13 protein-coding genes and 1 pseudogene are annotated in these 15,475 nt (G+C 58.0%); 5 read left to right on the top strand and 9 right to left on the bottom strand.

The features are described from left to right. The first annotated feature begins 2 nt into the window (after nucleotides 1-2). From B8115_RS09310 to B8115_RS09295, 4 genes are read left to right on the top strand one after another with little or no spacing between them, the layout of a single operon-like run. Nucleotides 3-770, top strand: coding sequence for a DUF4123 domain-containing protein (locus B8115_RS09310; protein ID WP_010627517.1), 768 nt, complete (start codon nucleotides 3-5; stop codon nucleotides 768-770). Then, nucleotides 771-1,280, top strand: a complete 510-nt coding sequence (locus B8115_RS09305; protein WP_010627516.1) for a DUF3304 domain-containing protein — start codon at nucleotides 771-773, stop codon at nucleotides 1,278-1,280. Further along, the gene (locus B8115_RS09300; RefSeq protein ID WP_010627515.1) at nucleotides 1,281-1,793 is read left to right on the top strand and encodes a DUF3304 domain-containing protein; all 513 of its coding nucleotides are present in this window, start codon (nucleotides 1,281-1,283) and stop codon (nucleotides 1,791-1,793) included. After that, entirely contained in the window at nucleotides 1,790-3,670 is a 1,881-nt protein-coding gene (locus B8115_RS09295; RefSeq protein ID WP_010627514.1) for a phospholipase effector Tle1 domain-containing protein, read from the top strand. The genes B8115_RS09300 and B8115_RS09295 overlap by 4 nt, the downstream gene beginning before the upstream one ends. A 762-nt stretch (nucleotides 3,671-4,432) precedes the next feature. On the opposite strand, the gene B8115_RS09290 is transcribed toward B8115_RS09295, so the two are convergent. From B8115_RS09290 to B8115_RS09275, 3 genes and pseudogenes are all read right to left on the bottom strand, one after another. Then, nucleotides 4,433-8,020 (bottom strand): hypothetical protein, encoded by a 3,588-nt coding sequence (locus B8115_RS09290; protein ID WP_202949072.1) that lies wholly within the window; start codon nucleotides 8,018-8,020, stop codon nucleotides 4,433-4,435. A 1,310-nt stretch (nucleotides 8,021-9,330) separates the two neighbouring features. After that, the gene (locus tag B8115_RS09280) at nucleotides 9,331-9,867 is read right to left on the bottom strand and encodes a TetR/AcrR family transcriptional regulator (RefSeq protein WP_010627512.1); all 537 of its coding nucleotides are present in this window, start codon (nucleotides 9,865-9,867) and stop codon (nucleotides 9,331-9,333) included. A gap of 30 nt (nucleotides 9,868-9,897) precedes the next feature. Next, nucleotides 9,898-10,113: pseudogene (locus B8115_RS09275) on the bottom strand (IS3 family transposase); the annotation flags it as partial. 163 nt (nucleotides 10,114-10,276) lie between these two features. On the opposite strand from B8115_RS09275, the gene B8115_RS09270 reads away from it, so the two are divergent. After that, nucleotides 10,277-11,014 (top strand): SDR family NAD(P)-dependent oxidoreductase, encoded by a 738-nt coding sequence (locus tag B8115_RS09270; protein WP_010627510.1) that lies wholly within the window; start codon nucleotides 10,277-10,279, stop codon nucleotides 11,012-11,014. Between the two features lie 143 nt (nucleotides 11,015-11,157). Here the strand turns inward: B8115_RS09270 and B8115_RS09265 are convergent, their stop codons facing one another. From B8115_RS09265 to B8115_RS23600, 6 genes are all read right to left on the bottom strand, one after another. After that, nucleotides 11,158-11,784 carry a glutathione S-transferase family protein gene (locus B8115_RS09265; protein ID WP_010627509.1) on the bottom strand — a complete coding sequence of 209 codons (627 nt, stop codon included), beginning with the start codon at nucleotides 11,782-11,784 and terminating at the stop codon, nucleotides 11,158-11,160. A 170-nt stretch (nucleotides 11,785-11,954) separates the two neighbouring features. Then, nucleotides 11,955-12,113: a hypothetical protein gene (locus tag B8115_RS23605; protein ID WP_158409647.1), complete on the bottom strand. Its 159-nt coding sequence runs from the start codon at nucleotides 12,111-12,113 to the stop codon at nucleotides 11,955-11,957. A 189-nt stretch (nucleotides 12,114-12,302) separates the two neighbouring features. After that, entirely contained in the window at nucleotides 12,303-12,935 is a 633-nt protein-coding gene (gene pcaG / locus B8115_RS09260; protein WP_010627507.1) for a protocatechuate 3,4-dioxygenase subunit alpha, read from the bottom strand. A 13-nt stretch (nucleotides 12,936-12,948) separates the two neighbouring features. Beyond that, a complete protein-coding gene (pcaH, locus tag B8115_RS09255) occupies nucleotides 12,949-13,689 on the bottom strand; it encodes a protocatechuate 3,4-dioxygenase subunit beta (protein WP_010627506.1) in 741 nt (246 codons plus the stop codon). Nucleotides 13,690-13,821: 132 nt separating this feature from the next. Further along, entirely contained in the window at nucleotides 13,822-14,757 is a 936-nt protein-coding gene (pcaQ, locus tag B8115_RS09250; RefSeq protein ID WP_010627505.1) for a pca operon transcription factor PcaQ, read from the bottom strand. 9 nt (nucleotides 14,758-14,766) lie between these two features. Further along, the coding region (locus B8115_RS23600) for a hypothetical protein (protein ID WP_010627504.1) at nucleotides 14,767-15,475 on the bottom strand (709 nt) is incomplete at its 5' end.

Genomic DNA, 15,475 nt, shown 5'->3' with positions numbered 1-15,475 from the left:
GTATGGCTGAGGTCACAACGATACCCGTCGACTGGCAACGGACCCCTTGGCCAACGGAAGAGGCACCCAAGCGCATCGCTCTGATCGAGTTGGGGCTTCTCGATCCGGCTGCGCGCACCGCGCTGTTCGAGACACCAGGCATCACGGCCTGGCCTTTGCTGCAGGATGACCGGCAGCCGCATCTGGCCGCTGAAGGGCCATGCCTGTTCGAGGCGACGCTCGAGTCGGTGGCCGAGCTGTCAGCTCAGCAGGTGCTTGGTTGCGCTCTGCATGCCTGGATCGAGAGTCGCATGGCGACTCAGCGCCTGGCCAGCCAACTGGCACCCGCCATGGTGGCCTATCCGGCTGGCGAGCCACCGGCACTGTTAAGATTCTATTTGCCCCAAGTCATCCGGCAATTGCATGCCGAGCCCCACGCCGATTGGCACCGCTCGCTCTTCGGTGGCATCGAGCAGTGGTGGTGGCCAGCACAGGATTCGAGCTGGCAGCCGCTAGGCGCCATGCCCGAGCAAGCGCCGCTGGAATCCCCTTGGCAGCTGAACTTGTCTGCCTCGCTTTACCAGGCGCTGCAAGGCGATCCGGAGGTACGCACCGCGACCCGCGTGCTCACCCAGCAGTACCCGGAACTCTTTGCCGGCGTGTGCGCCTGTGCTCGCTCGCAGCGAGTGGAAGCCGCACTCTTGGCCGCGACTGAGGCGGGCTTGGTTCAACACGGCGAGCGTCTGGCCTACGCCTACCGCCACTTGCTGGCCGAAAACCAGGAGCGATAAATGCTGGTGAGATGGATCTGGAACTGGCTGTTCAATCAAATCTGGTACGGCCTGCCCAAAGGCGCGCGCTGGGGGTTGAGTGCGCTGTTTGCCGGCTATTTCGTGTGGCTGTTTTTCTTGCCCGATTTGCACCCCATGCCCACGGATACCTCTATTGAAGGGCGCAGCCATATCGACCGCCCTATCCATCGGTTTTGGGTCAATGGTCGCTGGGGGGGGAATGTTGGTCCCTATGGTGGAGGTGGGGTCGTTTGCTGCCAGCGAATCAGCGGCGATACCGCTGAGGTGGAGTGGATCCTTAGCATCACAGGGGAGCAGGAGCGACAAGGGATGGAAGTCGAGCGACATAGCGTCATTCTGCCGATGCCAAAGCGCACCCGGGAAGACCGCTACCTGCATGTGCACTTTCTGCCAGATCATGAGGTCAAGCTGGGCTGGAGCTCGAACTTGGTTTCACCTTACGCCCATTTACCGAAGCGCCCGGACGTGGCCCGCTATCAGGAGCGATAAATGCTGGTGAGATGGATCTGGAACTGGCTATTCAACCAAATCTGGTACGGCCTGCCCAAGGGGGCACGCTGGGGGCTGGGCGCACTGTTTGCCGGTTATTTCGTGTGGCTGTTCTTCCTGCCCGACCTGCACCCCATGCCCACGGACACCTCGATACGTGGGCATAGCCATATTGACCGTCCTGTTCACAACTTCTGGGTTAATGGCCGCTGGGGGGGAAATCTAGATCCTTATGGTGGTGGGGGAACGGTATGCTGCCAGTCTATCAGCGGCGATACCGCTGAGATGGTGTGGGTGTATGGGCGGACCGTCGAGGAGTTCGAACGTGGCGATGAGCCCGAAAGACGCCATGTGACGCTTCCCATGCCGGAGCGCACGCGGGAAGACCGCTACCTGCACGTGCACTTTCTGCCCAATCACGAGGTCAAGCTGGGCTGGAGCTCTAATCTGGTGTCGCCCTATGGCCATTTGCCAAGGCGTTTGGACCAAGTCGAAGAGGAAACTGCCCCATGACCGAAGAGGAAATCCTGGCCAACTGCGAGGCGCTGAGCGCTGTCGCCGAGGATTCAGCCTCCATGGACGCCATGACCTGTCACAGTAGACTGGAAATCGGCATTTTCTTCGATGGCATGGGGCGACATGTTGAACAGGACGAAAGTTCGGGAAGAGCCAGTAATGTCGCAAGATTATATCGGGCATATCCTACTGATGCTTATGATCGCCCCGGCCGGTATTTCCGTAAGCTGTACCTTCCTGGCCTGGGTACACCGCTGGAAACCGAAGCGTCCGAGAGCCTGGCTGCGGTGGGGCGAATGGCGCCCGGTGAGGCACGTAGCACCATAGAGGGGCACCTGAGCGGTAGCGCCCGTCAGACCGTAGGGCGTGGGCTGCTGGAAGAGAATGGGCGTGCCTGGTGGGAGACCTCCCGGCGTACCCTGGCCCAGCAGTTCAGCTCGCCCAAGGGCTGGGTGATGGCACCGCGTGATACTCTCGCACGCCTCGGTGTCGAGTCCTGGGCGCCGATGCGTGACAACCCCTTGATGGCGCACCTACTAACCAGCGGCGCGGCCTCGCGACTAACCAAGGCGATGAGCGAGTTCGAGGAGGAAATTGCACTAGCGAATTCAGCCGAAATGCCGCTACGTACTATTCGTGTATCGGTGTTCGGCTTCGATTTCGGCGCGGCCCTGGCCAAGGCCTTTATCCGCGAGCTGCTCGACAAGAAATGCGAACGCCAGGGCGACACCTACCGCTACCAGGACGCTGAAGTAGTAGTCGCCTTTGCCGGACTGTTCGACTGCGTGCATCGTACCCACCCGGATATGGGGCCGCTGGAAGCTCTGACGCCGGCCGTCACGGAGATCGACGACGGTGGCCCGCTACATCCCGCCTGCCGACGTGCCGTGCACCTGATCGCCGCCCAGGAGCGGCGGATCACCCGCCGCTGCCGCCCGCTTGGCGGGCAGCGGGCCAACTGGCGCGAGGAGCTGCTGCCGGGCATCAGTGAAGATGTCGGTGGTGGCCTCAAGCCCGGCGAGCAGAAGGTCAGCGCCGAGCTGTCGCGCTATGCATTGCATCGAATGTACCGTATGGCGCACCGGGCCGGTGTTCCGGTGCCCAGCCTGGAACAGCTCTACCAACGCAATCCTGATGTGGCAGCTTATTTCATGGTCGATGACGAGATCGATGGCCATACGCTGCCTTCACTGGCGGCGGCCTACGCTGCAGCGACCCGCAAGTACCGGGAGCCAAGCGCCGAGAGCTTCCTCTTTCACGCCGAGCTGTACCTGTCCTGGCTGGCCAAGCGCTACCTGATCTACCGCGACACCAGGGCTGCGCTGGAGGCCCGTCTCGGCGCGTTGCCGAGCCGTACACCAAGCGGCGTGCTGGGCGTGCCTGCGGCCTCGTTGACCCGGCCGGCCGAGTGGGAGGATATCGTTGCCACTGCCGAGGAGGTCGAGCAGGCACTGGCGGAGTTGGAAGTCCAGTGGGGCTGGTTGAAGGAGGTCGACCGAGAGGCTCGGAACATCGCTAGTCAGCATCGGACAGGGAACAATGAGATTGGCGGCTATGCTCGGCGACACTTGGCAACGGAAGGCAATCTCGCCGAGCTGTGGATGGCCCGGATCGGCAGCGAGTCAGCGCGAAACGAGCTCGAGGAGACCTTCACGCGAAATAGTGATGTCGCATACCTGTTCCGCTATGGCATTCATGACCGCCATGCCGACGACCAGGAACTGCAATTCCAGGCCGGGGGCGCGAATGCCAGCGTGGGCAGCCGGCATTACCGCTTCTTCGCCTGGCGCGGTGTAGACATGCCCGGCGAGGAGCCACCGGAGCGTCCCGCTCAGCACCCTAGGGAGAGAATGGAGCGCTGGACTATGCGTTGAGCGGGCACTTCCCGCTCGTTCGTTCCACTAGGCGATGGCTCGCCATCTTCATTGCACCGCTCGGGCTTGCCTACCCGTTTTTTACCATCGTCGCGGCCAGAGTCGTGACAGTGCGGGGGGCTAGAAGAGGAACGCTGCTCATACTCACTACAAAAGCTGGCTCCCAGGCCCGCCTGGGAGCTGAACTGACATACCGGCGAGGTCGACGAGAGGCACGCCCTGATCCCAGCGGCGAGGGTCCGATCCATGAGTCTGTCCCTTCAGTCTCAATGTTGGCGCCGACGACGGAGCCGAAGGCACGACAGAGCCTTGCGTAATCCACTCTTGGCACTACCAAACAGTTTGGCAAAGAATTCGGCGCGCAACCGGGCATTGCGGCGCTCGATGTCACGCATCTTCGGATCGGGGTTATGGAAGGCCATCAGTCGTCTCGCCCGCTGTCGTCCTGGAAGCGTAGCAAAAAAGGGACACCAGAACCCAGCATGGCGCCGATTATGATATTCATGGTTGGCTGAAAGTCAGCAATAGGCCAAAAGAAAACATTGCAGATCTCTAATATATGGTGTCGCCAGCAGGCACCAGTTTTAGGAATGCGGGAAAAAAGACCAACTATTTGAGTTAATGCATCGATTGTTTCCTCCTCCTATAACTCTCCGCTAACTAGAAACTTTAGGGGCGGAGCTGGTGAGATCTCTATATGAAACGGCGTATTGTACGACTCTGTCATGACTTTAAATGTTTATCCACAGCACTGAGCGCTCCTTAATAAGGAATGCCACCATTGGAAATAATTCTCTCAGCCTCCCGGTCATAACTAGCGGCCACATCTCGTAAGGTTGTAGCTAATCGTTGATACCCAGCATACTCAACCGCTTCTGCCCGCTGTAGATACTTTTCTGCCAGCGCCCGCTCTGGTTTAGCTTCTGGGTCAACTGTGTGGACGCCCCGTGAGTTAAGAATTCCTATCCTGTACCCATCACGTAAACTAGCTCGCTCTCGATCATTCATGGCCTCAGCTATCACAGGGTGAATATATAATCCATCGGGATCTTCTGGGGCATTAACAAGTACGTCACCCAGTTGAATCATGGCAACATCATAATGACCCGAGGCTTTGACGACCTCTTCTACATCACTTAACCACGATGTGAATTCATCAGGGTTAAATACTTCATCTGACCGCACACCAGGGACAACACTCCATGAAGAAAGCAGGCGATACGCGTTAGTGGCAATGTTTCGATGTTGCTCGGAAGGTTCTTCTTCTGGCTCAGAACCCTCGGCGCGATATATCATCTGGATAAGTTCGCAGAAAAACATGGGGTCTGTTGCCAGCCTATTCTCCAAAGTTGTAGGAGAGCTATCACTGTGCCGATCAAGCAAAGTCACATAAGCCCATTCAACCTGAAACAACCTATCTTGGTCAGTGGCTGGATTTTCCTGCAATGCCTTGATGATTCTGGTGATGTGGTAGGTATCAATTCGCTCAGGCAGCTCTTCTGACTGGACAAGTGCCAAAAGAGCATCGCACGCCAAACCTGGACTCATCTCCTTTCCATTAAATAAATATTGACTAAGACCCTCAATGGCGGCGTTGGGTCGGTTAAACCGTATCAGTTTTTCTAGGGCGTACTCAATATCCCCGTCTGCCTGGTATATATTAGCGTTGGTATTCTTCCAATACTCGACTTCATTCTTACCAAGTAACTGAGCGGCCCTGTCCCAGGAGTTTTTCTCAAATGGCAAAGCGCACAGTAGCAATGCTACCTGTTGAGGATCCCAGTCGGTCTTGTCAATACCATCAAACCAGTGCCAGCCCCCTATATATCTCCGGCGCCAAGCATAAGCAGCAACAAACGGCCAGAGCTTCTGATCAGAAGTATCTAGCAAGCTTGGCAGAAGTTCTACATCAAAGTCGTATTGCTCAATATCCGCTAGCACCTCACCAACAAGATGCGAGTTGGAAACCGTAGAAGCAAATTCTATAACTTGGTGAAGTCCACCTTCATTCAAAATATTCTCTATAGCGGTTTTACGTCTCTCGAATAAATTTTCTTGCTCTTTCCTCCAGTCTCCATCGCCTTCATAGAGATATCTGTCAGCTTCTGAAAACAATCGCTTATTCAGTAGGGTCGGGCTTTTGGGTGCCAGTTGAGTAGCTATATTTTCCAGCGGAGCAAGGAGCTTGTCATCTAAAGACCACTCAGCCTCAGGAAAACGTCTATGATGAGCAATAAATTTGCATAATGCATCCCAGATAGGCATTCTCTCTTCTTCTGGAAGATTTATACAGTAATCTGATGCCAGCTTATCCATTAAAGCCCCGGAAGCAGGCGGCGGAAGATGATCATAATTACCAGCCAAAGACGCAAGCTTTCCAATATCAAAGCCTGCATGAGCAACAATCAATTCAGCACAGAAACGTGACTGTTCCCAGTACTCTCCATGAGTAACACCCTTTTTCCAGTCGACAGGAATCGTTTCTCTCCAGTTCGGCTTATGGGTTCCAGAAGTCGTTGATCGCTGATTTGGCAGCAACTTTTCAAGCAACTTCCAGCCGACCTCCGGTTGTTCTGTACAAATTATTTTAAGTGCTGCTTGCCTTTTATTGATAGAGGCTAATGTATGTGGAAGCCAAGGAAGGAAAATGTCCGCCAGCGAATTAATTGGCCTATTCACCCAGTTTCCACCAGGGTCAAGAGAGGCAATCTCCGCAAGGACAACTGCAGTTCGGCTTAAATAAGCCTCCTCCCACGCGATACCTTCAAGCGCCCATAGAAGACCAGTTATATAGTTTCTACCAAAAAGCCCCGTATCTTCTTGTTCGAACAAAGTATCAAAGGGAGAGGGTTTGGCAGCGATCGCACTCTCTACAGCAAAAAGAAACTCATCTGGACTCGCTTCTGAAATGGTTGGGAGTAAGCTGTTCAGGCTCCCCCAACGAATCCAGTCACTTCCCTCGAATAACTCGCGCACTGATAGCAAGGCAATTTCTTCTGCCTTTCCTTGGGTACAATTGGTTAACGAGGAAGCCCGACTACCTATAAGTGCTAGTGTCTCTGCTAGCCCCTCGCGTAAGTTTCCAGAATGAGGTAACACCTTGCCATGGATAGCAGCAGCATAACGCTCTTCACCTGGTAGTTCAAATGATGGGTCGTCAGATCGCAGAACCTCAAGTGCAACTGCTTTGAAAGTATCCAAGTGGTTAGCAAAGATCCTGCCTCCAAATTCCTCCCAAGATTGTTTACGATTTTTAAAATTCCATCGGCCATTTTTATAGATTAACGGACAATCATGAATCTGCAAAGCCTCCCGCAGATCTTCGACCCAGCTGCTGTAATCCTCGCCGACCATTTGCATAACAACTTCCATGTCTGCGTCTTTGCTCTCATTCCAACTGCCAATAAGATTGGCAATTGCCAGTTTTTTGGCTGACGCATGCTGATTCCAATTGGTAGCATTTGGTTGATCTGAAACATCTACGTCTGCTTCTTCTTTGATAAGATCCTTGGGAATATGAGTGATCTTGGGCTCACTGAAATGATCAACAAGATCTTCAGGTAGAGTTTCAAGGGTGATGGTTCCAGCACTTTGATTGAACTCCTGTACCTCATGAAGTATCTGATACCATATTTTATCTGGGATGTCCTTGTTAAACTGTGCAATATGTGACTGCAGAAGGGATGAAACCACGCTCCCTTTTCTTGCCAAGTCATAACCAAGGAGATGAAAGTGCTTCAGGAATTCATGCAGATCCTCATCTTTTACTTCTTCGTCGTTATTGGCGACTTTAAGTTGGGATTTAAAGGCATTGAGTTTATTTCTAATATTGTCAGAACAAAATCTTGCTCGCCCTATTTGAGTTAGAAACTCGTCAGCATCACGGGTATGGCGTGCTTGATCTAGCAGCCCATTAACTCCATCAGTATCGGTTGCACTGATAGGGCCGGTGATTAAGGCTATAACATCTTTACCCTTGGCAAAAGACTTAGGGTTATTAAAATCACTCCATGCTGCTTGAACAACCTCCCTAAAAATCTTGTTGGATGTGGCTGCTGTAATTGCAATAGAGTGCTTTACTTGCCCAAGTATGCGCCGACGTTGTTTATTTGAAGGGTTTTCAATGAATACAATCAAGTCATCGGTAGCGTATCCGGCCACCATGCCTTGCAATTTTATCTCTACAATTGGCCACGCAGGCAAACATGGTGCGTACCCACCGCTCAGCATCAAGGTTACAAATGTGGCCTGAATATTGGCTTCAAACCTTGCACCACCACTGCCAGTAGAAATTGGGCTGCTGAGCTGCTTCTCATCCACTTTAGCAATCCTTTTTGTCTTGACTTGCACGTATGAACGTGTTGGCTGCATCTGGGGAATTAATATTCCGGGTCGTCAACTGCCGAAATGCTTCAACAAGCATTTCCCCAGAAGCATGCTCCCTAGTGTCGCTGTAGTCTCATTGTTCACAGGGGACTACTCCCCCATAACTCCGTTATGCAACTCGCTCAGCCACGTTAACCGGGCACTTCAAGAGCCATTCCCAGAAGGGATCTTCCGGTCCGGCTTCTCCTTTCCAGTACTGGTGTGCGAACCACGACGTGACCAGAGTCGAATTGCCTGCGTGCAAGAGGTTCATGTCGCCGCGAAAAATGATATCGGCACTCACCTTGTAAATTGCAACGCCACCGAACTGGGACTGAAACCGACAGGCTTCAGCAAGAGTTTCTACTGCGAATATGCTTTGAAGCCTCGACGGACGCTCAGCGTATGCCGCCCGTCGCACTTGCTCATAAAGAAGCTCAAGCATTGGACTAGCGATAAGGGCTTGAGCTTCGTTTCGCAAAAAATATCTTTCCCCATGAGTAGAAACCCCATCAGGAAACAACTCCTCGACGTGGGCAGCAAGGACAGGCGGAGTTATATCCGCATACTTCACCAAGGAGCATACATGCCCTTCAATAAGGGTTCCCACCCTGTCAACCGTGTAAAGCTCCAAATGTTGCCTCATTCATTCAGCATAACAGGAATATGGCCGCAGCATTTTCCGGTATGTCCGCTTTGGGTCGTTAGCTGCCATTAGCCTTCTACTCGGCTGAGAACCTAAGAATCCAGGCCAGAGCAACCGCCACCATTTCGGCTTACAAACGAACACATACAACCAGCCTAGACGCTCGCCCAGCCCCATACCAGCGACCTACGTCAACGCAGCGCCAAAAAGACGAGAGCCAGCACAATGGCTGGCTCTCGGTACTGACGGTCACTCTACGATCTCGCCGGATGGCCTAGCTCTCCATCGCCGCGAACGCCCCGGCGATGGTGGGTGCCGCCGCGGGGCGTGCGTACATCGCCTTGAGGTACTCTCTCAGCCTCGATGTTGGCGCCGCCGACGACGGAGCCGAAGACACGACAGGGCCTTGCGAAACCTGCGCCAGGCACTGTCAAACAGCTTGGCAAAGAAGTCGGCACGCAACCGGGCATTACGCCGCTCGATGTCACGCATTTTGGGGTCGGGATTATGGAAGGCCATCAGTCGTCTCGCCCGCTGTCGTTCTGGTAGCGTAGCAAAATTGGGCCATCACCTAGCCCGGCGCCGATCATGCTTTTCATAGTTGTACGAAAGTCAGTAACCGGCTACAAGCGGTCATCTGGAGCCGCAATCAGCGGATGCCGATTCCATCCACAAATACCCCCACCAAATGAGCTATGTGAGCTTTCGGTGATTCCTGTTTTTCGGTCGCCAGAGAGATCGCCATCGCAACGCAGACGAGATCGTCGAAGCTAATATCAGGCCGAACCACTCCCGCCTTTTGCGCACGATCCAGAAGCCGGGCACCTTCATTACTGGTAGCGACACAACCGGGCGTCCCAACAGCCAGGACTGTTCCAAGCGATGCCGCAAGTCCGCGATAGACGTTGCTGTGTTGGACCAGCCCCTCCAGGTAGGCACGTATTGCGCTAAGGGGATCAAGCTCGGCATCCCGCGACAGACTTGTTTCCGCGAACGTCTCGAACCGAGCGCTATAGGCAGCGGCCAGGAGCTCCTCGCGCGTCGGGAACCGTCGATAGAGCGTCGCAATTCCAACTCCGGCACGCTTCGCTACCTCTTCCAACGCTACGTTAGCACCTTGTTCCACGAACACTTCCTCTGCGGCCGAGAGGATGCGTTCCCGATTGCGCTTGGCATCGGCTCTCAATGCACTTCCCCCCAGTGAGCGGACACGGAGTTAAGCAGCCACCCTCGGGGTGAGGGCGAGCTGAGCCTCGTACTCTGCCGGCGAGCAGTACCCGAGGCTGGAGTGCAGACGCTCACGGTTGTACCACACCTCAATGTAGTCGAACACCGCTCGGCGGGTCTCCTCGTGCGTATGCCAGTAGCTCTCCTGAATCAGCTCCCACTCCAGCGTGGCGAAGAAGCTCTCGGCCACGGCATTGTCCCAGCAATACACCCCGTGCTTATCCGGGTGTCCGTTTTCGGGTGGGAAGTCCACTAGGGGGCTTCATCGGTCAAGACTGTTTCCTTCAACACGGGGGCTTGCGAAGTGGACGATGCCTCCATATATTAAGTGGAGCAACTCTCCACTTATGCTAGGTAGAGGAATGAAAATGAGATTTGACAAAAAAGTCGTGGTGATCACGGGCGGAACGGATGGTATTGGCCTCGCAACGGCCAAGGCTTTTGCTGCCGAGGGTGCCTTCGTTTACATCACAGGGCGCAACGCTGACCGTCTTGCAGAGGCGCTCGCCGAGATCGGCCATGGTGCGATCGGGGTTCAAGGGGATGTCAGCAATCCTGCAGATATGGACCGCCTCTTTGACCAGATCAAAAGCGAACACGGTCGCGTAGATGTGGTCTACGCCAACGCTGGCGTGTCGGAATCCGCGTCAATCGATGACATTCAGGACGACCACTTCGACCGTCTGTTCGACATCAACGTCAAGGGAACGGTCTACACGGTCCAGAAGGCTTTGCCGCTAATGTCTGCTGGTGGCTCCATCGTGCTAACGGGCTCCGGCGCAGGGAGCAAGGGCTTTCCCAACCTTTCGGTTTATAGCGCAACGAAGGCTGCGATCCGCTCCTTTGCCCGGACATGGACGGTTGACCTTAAAAGTCGGGGGATACGCGTGAATGTCGTCTCACCTGGCATGGTCCTAACCCCGGCCATGCAGACTTATCTTCAAGCCAATGACGGCGCGGAGGAGTGGATGAAGCAGGCCATTCCGTTCGGCAGGCTTGCCCAAACCGAAGAAGTTGCCAAGGCTGTGTTGTTTCTGGGGTCGAGCGAAAGCAGCTTCGTCGGTGGTGAGGAATTGCTGGTGGACGGCGGCTTCGTCGCAGTCTGAAAAGGAAAACGAACCCATACAACCAGCCTAGACGCTCGCCCAGCCCCATACCAGCGACCTATGTCAACGCAATGCCAAAAAGCCGAGAGCCAGCGCAAGGGCTGGCTCTCGGTGCTGACTCGCTCACTGATCTCGCCGGGCGGCTAACTCGCCATCGCCGCGAACGCCACGGCGATGGTGGGCGGTGCCGTGGGGCGTGCGTACATCGCTGCCAGGTACTCTCTTAGCCGCGGAGCGTCGTCGAGCAAGTTCTCTTCGTTTGCCCAGTCCAGGGTAAAGGCGGCGTTGAAGTCGGCGACGCTGAGCCGGTCGCCGACGAGGTACTCGCGCTCTTTCATGTGTCGCTCGAGCACCGCCACCATTTCCAGGCACTCCTGCCTGGCCAGGTCGACGTCCTGGGGGATGCGCATCTCGTCCGGGTAGAGGAAGGTGTGGCGGGCGATGCGCCACAGCGGTGGCTCGATCTCGGTCATCAGGAAGAAGATCCAGCGGTACATCTGGGCGCGTTCTTCCACAGCGCTGGGGATGAAACCCGCCTGTGGATATTTCTCGGCGAGATAGAGCTGTATCGCGGCCGATTCGGTGATTATCTGGTTGCCGTCGACCAGGACAGGAACCTTGGCGGCAGGGTTGAGCCCGAGAAAGTCTGGCTGGAGGTGCTCTCCTTGCATGAGATCCACCGGAACCTGTTCATACTCCAGGCCCAGCTCGTTGAGCAACCAGATGACGCGCAGCACGCGGGTCGGCGGCGTTCCGTAGAGTTTCATCATTTTCCGGCTCCATCGATTGGCAGGCATTTGCCGTTTCGCATGTCTCCGGAACTCATCGGACGGGTGCGCCCGCTATCGACACCCCCTAACGAGAAGAGCCAGCGCAGGGCGCTGGCTCTTCTTGGTGTCTTTTGCTGCCGGCCGCTCCGGGCCAGGCACGGCCTCGGCCGTTAGAGATAGTAGTTGTTTCGTAGACGGGGCGCATGCTGGCGGTAGGCAGCTTCGCTCATCCGCTCGAGCAGACGGTACGCGGCAGAGCCGATGCGCTTGATCAGGGGAGCGCTGGTTTGGGTGGCGACTGCGGTGTGGGAAAGCGTCTGAGTGGTCATGGCTGGGTATCTCGGTAACTTCATGAGGATGCTAACAGAATACCCGAAATTTAGACTTTGGTCTAACTTATTCGCCTTTAGTCGCATGACCTGCGTCATGCCAATAGCCAAAAAAACGAGAGCCGGCACGTGTGCCGGCTCTCGGTGTCTTGCGGCCCCTTAGGGCAAATTCGCTGTGGTGACGGAGGATCAAAAATCGAAGAACACCGTCTCACCTTCACCCTGCAGCCTGATGTCGAGGCGGTAGCGCACCTTGCCATCGGCCTCTTCGCGTTTGGCGATGAGGGTCTGGCGGCGGGTCGGCGATTCGATGCGGGAGAACACCGGGCAGGCGGCGTTGGCCTCGGCTTCGTCCTCGAAGTAGAGACGGGTCTGCAGCTGGATGTTGATGCCGCGGGCGAAGATCGCCAGGTTGATGTGCGGCGCCATGAGCTGGCCGTTGGGGTGAGCCACCGGGCCGGGCTTGACGGTCTTCAGCGACCATTCGCTGCCGTGGTCGAAGGTGGTGGCGGTGCGCCCGAAGCTGTTGAACGGCTTCTTGAGGTCGAACTCGGGCTGGTAGACGCCGTTGGCGTCGGCCTGCCAGGCCTCGAGGAAAGCGTCGCGCACCAGGTCGCCGTTGCCGTCGATCACGGTGCCGACGACTTCGATCAGCTCGCCTTCGGCGCCGGGCTTGGCCATCTCGTTCCAGATCTCTTCGTCGCGGGTCGGGTTGCCCGCGGCGGCCAGGGCCAGGCCGATGTGCACGTAGGGCCCGGCGGTCTGGGAGGCGGTCTCGCGCAGCATCAGTTCGCTGGTGGGAACGCTGTTTGGCTGTTTCATCTCTGTTCCCTCCTTACTGATTTTCGAAGAAAGTCTGCAGCTCGCCGCGCACCACCAGGTCGAAGCGGTAGGCCAGGCAGTCCATGGGCCGGCTGTGTGCCATGTCGAGGCGTCCGATCATGGTCTCGACCGCGGCCGGGTCCTTGATGGTGTGGACGATGGGGCACAGCGGAATCAGCGGATCGCCCTCGAAGTACATCTGAGTGATCAGGCGGGTGGAGATCGAGGGGCCCATCACCGAGACGTGAATGTGCGAGGGGCGCCAGCTGTTGGGGTCGTTGGGCCAGGGGTACGGGCCGGGCTTGATGGTGCGGAAGCGGTACCAGCCCTGCTCGTCGGTGAGGGTACGGCCCACGCCGCCGAAGCCGGGGTCCAGCGGGGCGAGGTAGCGGTCGTTCTTGTGGCGGTAGCGCCCACCGGCGTTGGCCTGCCACATCTCGACCAGGGTGTGCGGCACCGGCTTGCCGAACTGGTCGATCACGCGGCCGAACATGATCATGCGCTCGCCGACCGGTAAGCCCGCCGCGCCTGCCAGCGAGGGGTCTTCACGGAAGTTGAGCAGCAGGTCGTTGTCTTGGGGGCCCATGCGCAGGTGGCGGAAGTCGGGACCGGTGAGCTCGGAAGCGGTGGCTTGCTGCATGCTGGCCAGGGCCTGCTGCGGAGAGCGCGGCACGCTGGTCTTGTAGCCGGGGGCGTAGGCCGGGGGATGCCAGTTACGGTCGCGCTCTACGAAGCGCTTGTTGTGATCTTGCATGGCGTGTCGTCTCTTGGGGAGAGTGGTCTTGTCTCACCCAGTGTGACCTCTCGCCAAAGACCCGCCAATTGACGACTCGGGCACCCCTCATAACCGCTGGGTTATGCTGCACCGCCGTTGCGGCGGCTGTTTTCAGCTGCTGCCAGAGACACGTTCGGCGCTCACTTCGCGCAGCACTTCACAGAAGGCTTCCAGCGCCAGCGAGGGCTGCATGCTGGCGTTGTAGCACAGCCCGACGGAGCCGCCGCGGGGTTCCAGCTCGATACCGAGGCGACACAGCCGCCCCACCGCCAGGTCTTCGGCCACGGCCTCTTCGGGCACGACCCAGATGGCGTCGCTCTCCATGGTGTAGTGGCGGCTGATGGGCAGCGAGAGCGTCTCCAGCCGCTGGCTCAGTAGTATCAGCGAGTGGCGCACGCAGAAGCTGTCGACCTGCTGGCGCAGGGTGGTCTGCAGGGGCGGCAGCACCCAGGGGAATTCGCCCAGCCGGGCGGCTTCGAGCGGTGCGATACCGGCCAGCGGATGGCCGCGGCGCACGCACAGCAGCAGCGGCTCGTAGTAGAGGTGCTCGAAGGCCAAGTCGCGGATCTCGCGGGCCTCGGTCATGCGCCCTACTACCAGATCGAGCTCGCCGCGGCGCAGGCGCGAGAGCAGGAAGGCGCTGGCGCCGACCACCACGTTGACGCCCACCGCGTTCTGCCCGCCGGGCGCGACGTGCCAGCGGCGGATGGCCTCGGGCAGCAGCCGGCTCTCCACCGTGGAGAGCGCTCCCACGCGCAGGTCGTGGGCGCCCAGGTGCACGTTGCCGACCGCGGCCACGCCCTCTTCCAGCGCGCGCATGGCCGGCCCGGCATGGCGCAGCAGGGTCAGGCCCGCCTGGGTCAGCGCCACGCCTTGGGGTGTACGTTCGAACAGCGCCGCGCCGAGGCTCTCCTCCAGCTCGCGAATGGTCTTGGAGATGCCCGGCTGGGTGATCGCCAGCCGCTCGGCAGCCCGGGCGAAGCTGCGCTGGCGGGCCACCTCGAGGAAGGCCTGCAGATGGCGCAGCTTGATACGGGCATTGAGCATGGGGTCTTCCTACTGGCGTGAGGCGAGCAGCCGCGGGGTGACGGCCATGGCGACCAGGCTGATCAGCAGGGTCGGCAGGAAGGCCAGCGCCACGGTTCCCGAGAGATCGTTGAGCCAGCCGCCGACCACGGTGATGCCGAATACCAGAAGGTACCCGAAGAATAGCATGCCGGCCATCAGCCGCGGCAGCGCTTCGAGGCGCACCAGCCAGGCCGGCAGCGCCAGCACGAAGATGAACAGCGCACTGGTGAAGAAGCCGAACACGCCCGCCGCCCATACCACGTGACTGCCCGGCAGCCACAGCATCAGCGGCAGGGCCAGCAGCGCCAGGGCGGTGATGCCGATCAACGGCCGGGGCCGGCCCATCAGCCGGTCGGCGTAGAAGATCAGCAGCGCCGAGGAGAACATCTGGGCGCCGTTGAGCGCCGTGAGGCTGGGCGCCAGCAGGTCGAGCCGCGCACTCGCCTCGAGCAGCGGCGGTAGGAAGACGTTACCGGTGAAGTAGAGCGCCGCCGCGGCGCCGAGCAGGGCCACCAGGCGCCACGTGCGCCCGTCACGGACGTTGGGCAGGGTCAGGCTCGCGGCGCGGGAGCCGTTCGCCATGGCCGGAAGCTGCCGGCAGCCGACGATCAGCACCAGCATCAGCAGCGGCACCGGTGCCACCCACAGGGCGAAGGCCCACTGCCAGTGAGCGCCGAGCCAGGCCGCGGCCAGGGGG

Origin of the sequence: Halomonas sp. KM-1 (assembly GCF_000246875.1) — a bacterium.
GTDB classification, from domain to species: Bacteria; Pseudomonadota; Gammaproteobacteria; order Pseudomonadales; family Halomonadaceae; genus Halomonas; species Halomonas aerodenitrificans.
The sequence above is the reverse complement of the archived record's forward strand: the minus strand, read 5'-3'. Positions and strand labels throughout refer to the sequence as shown.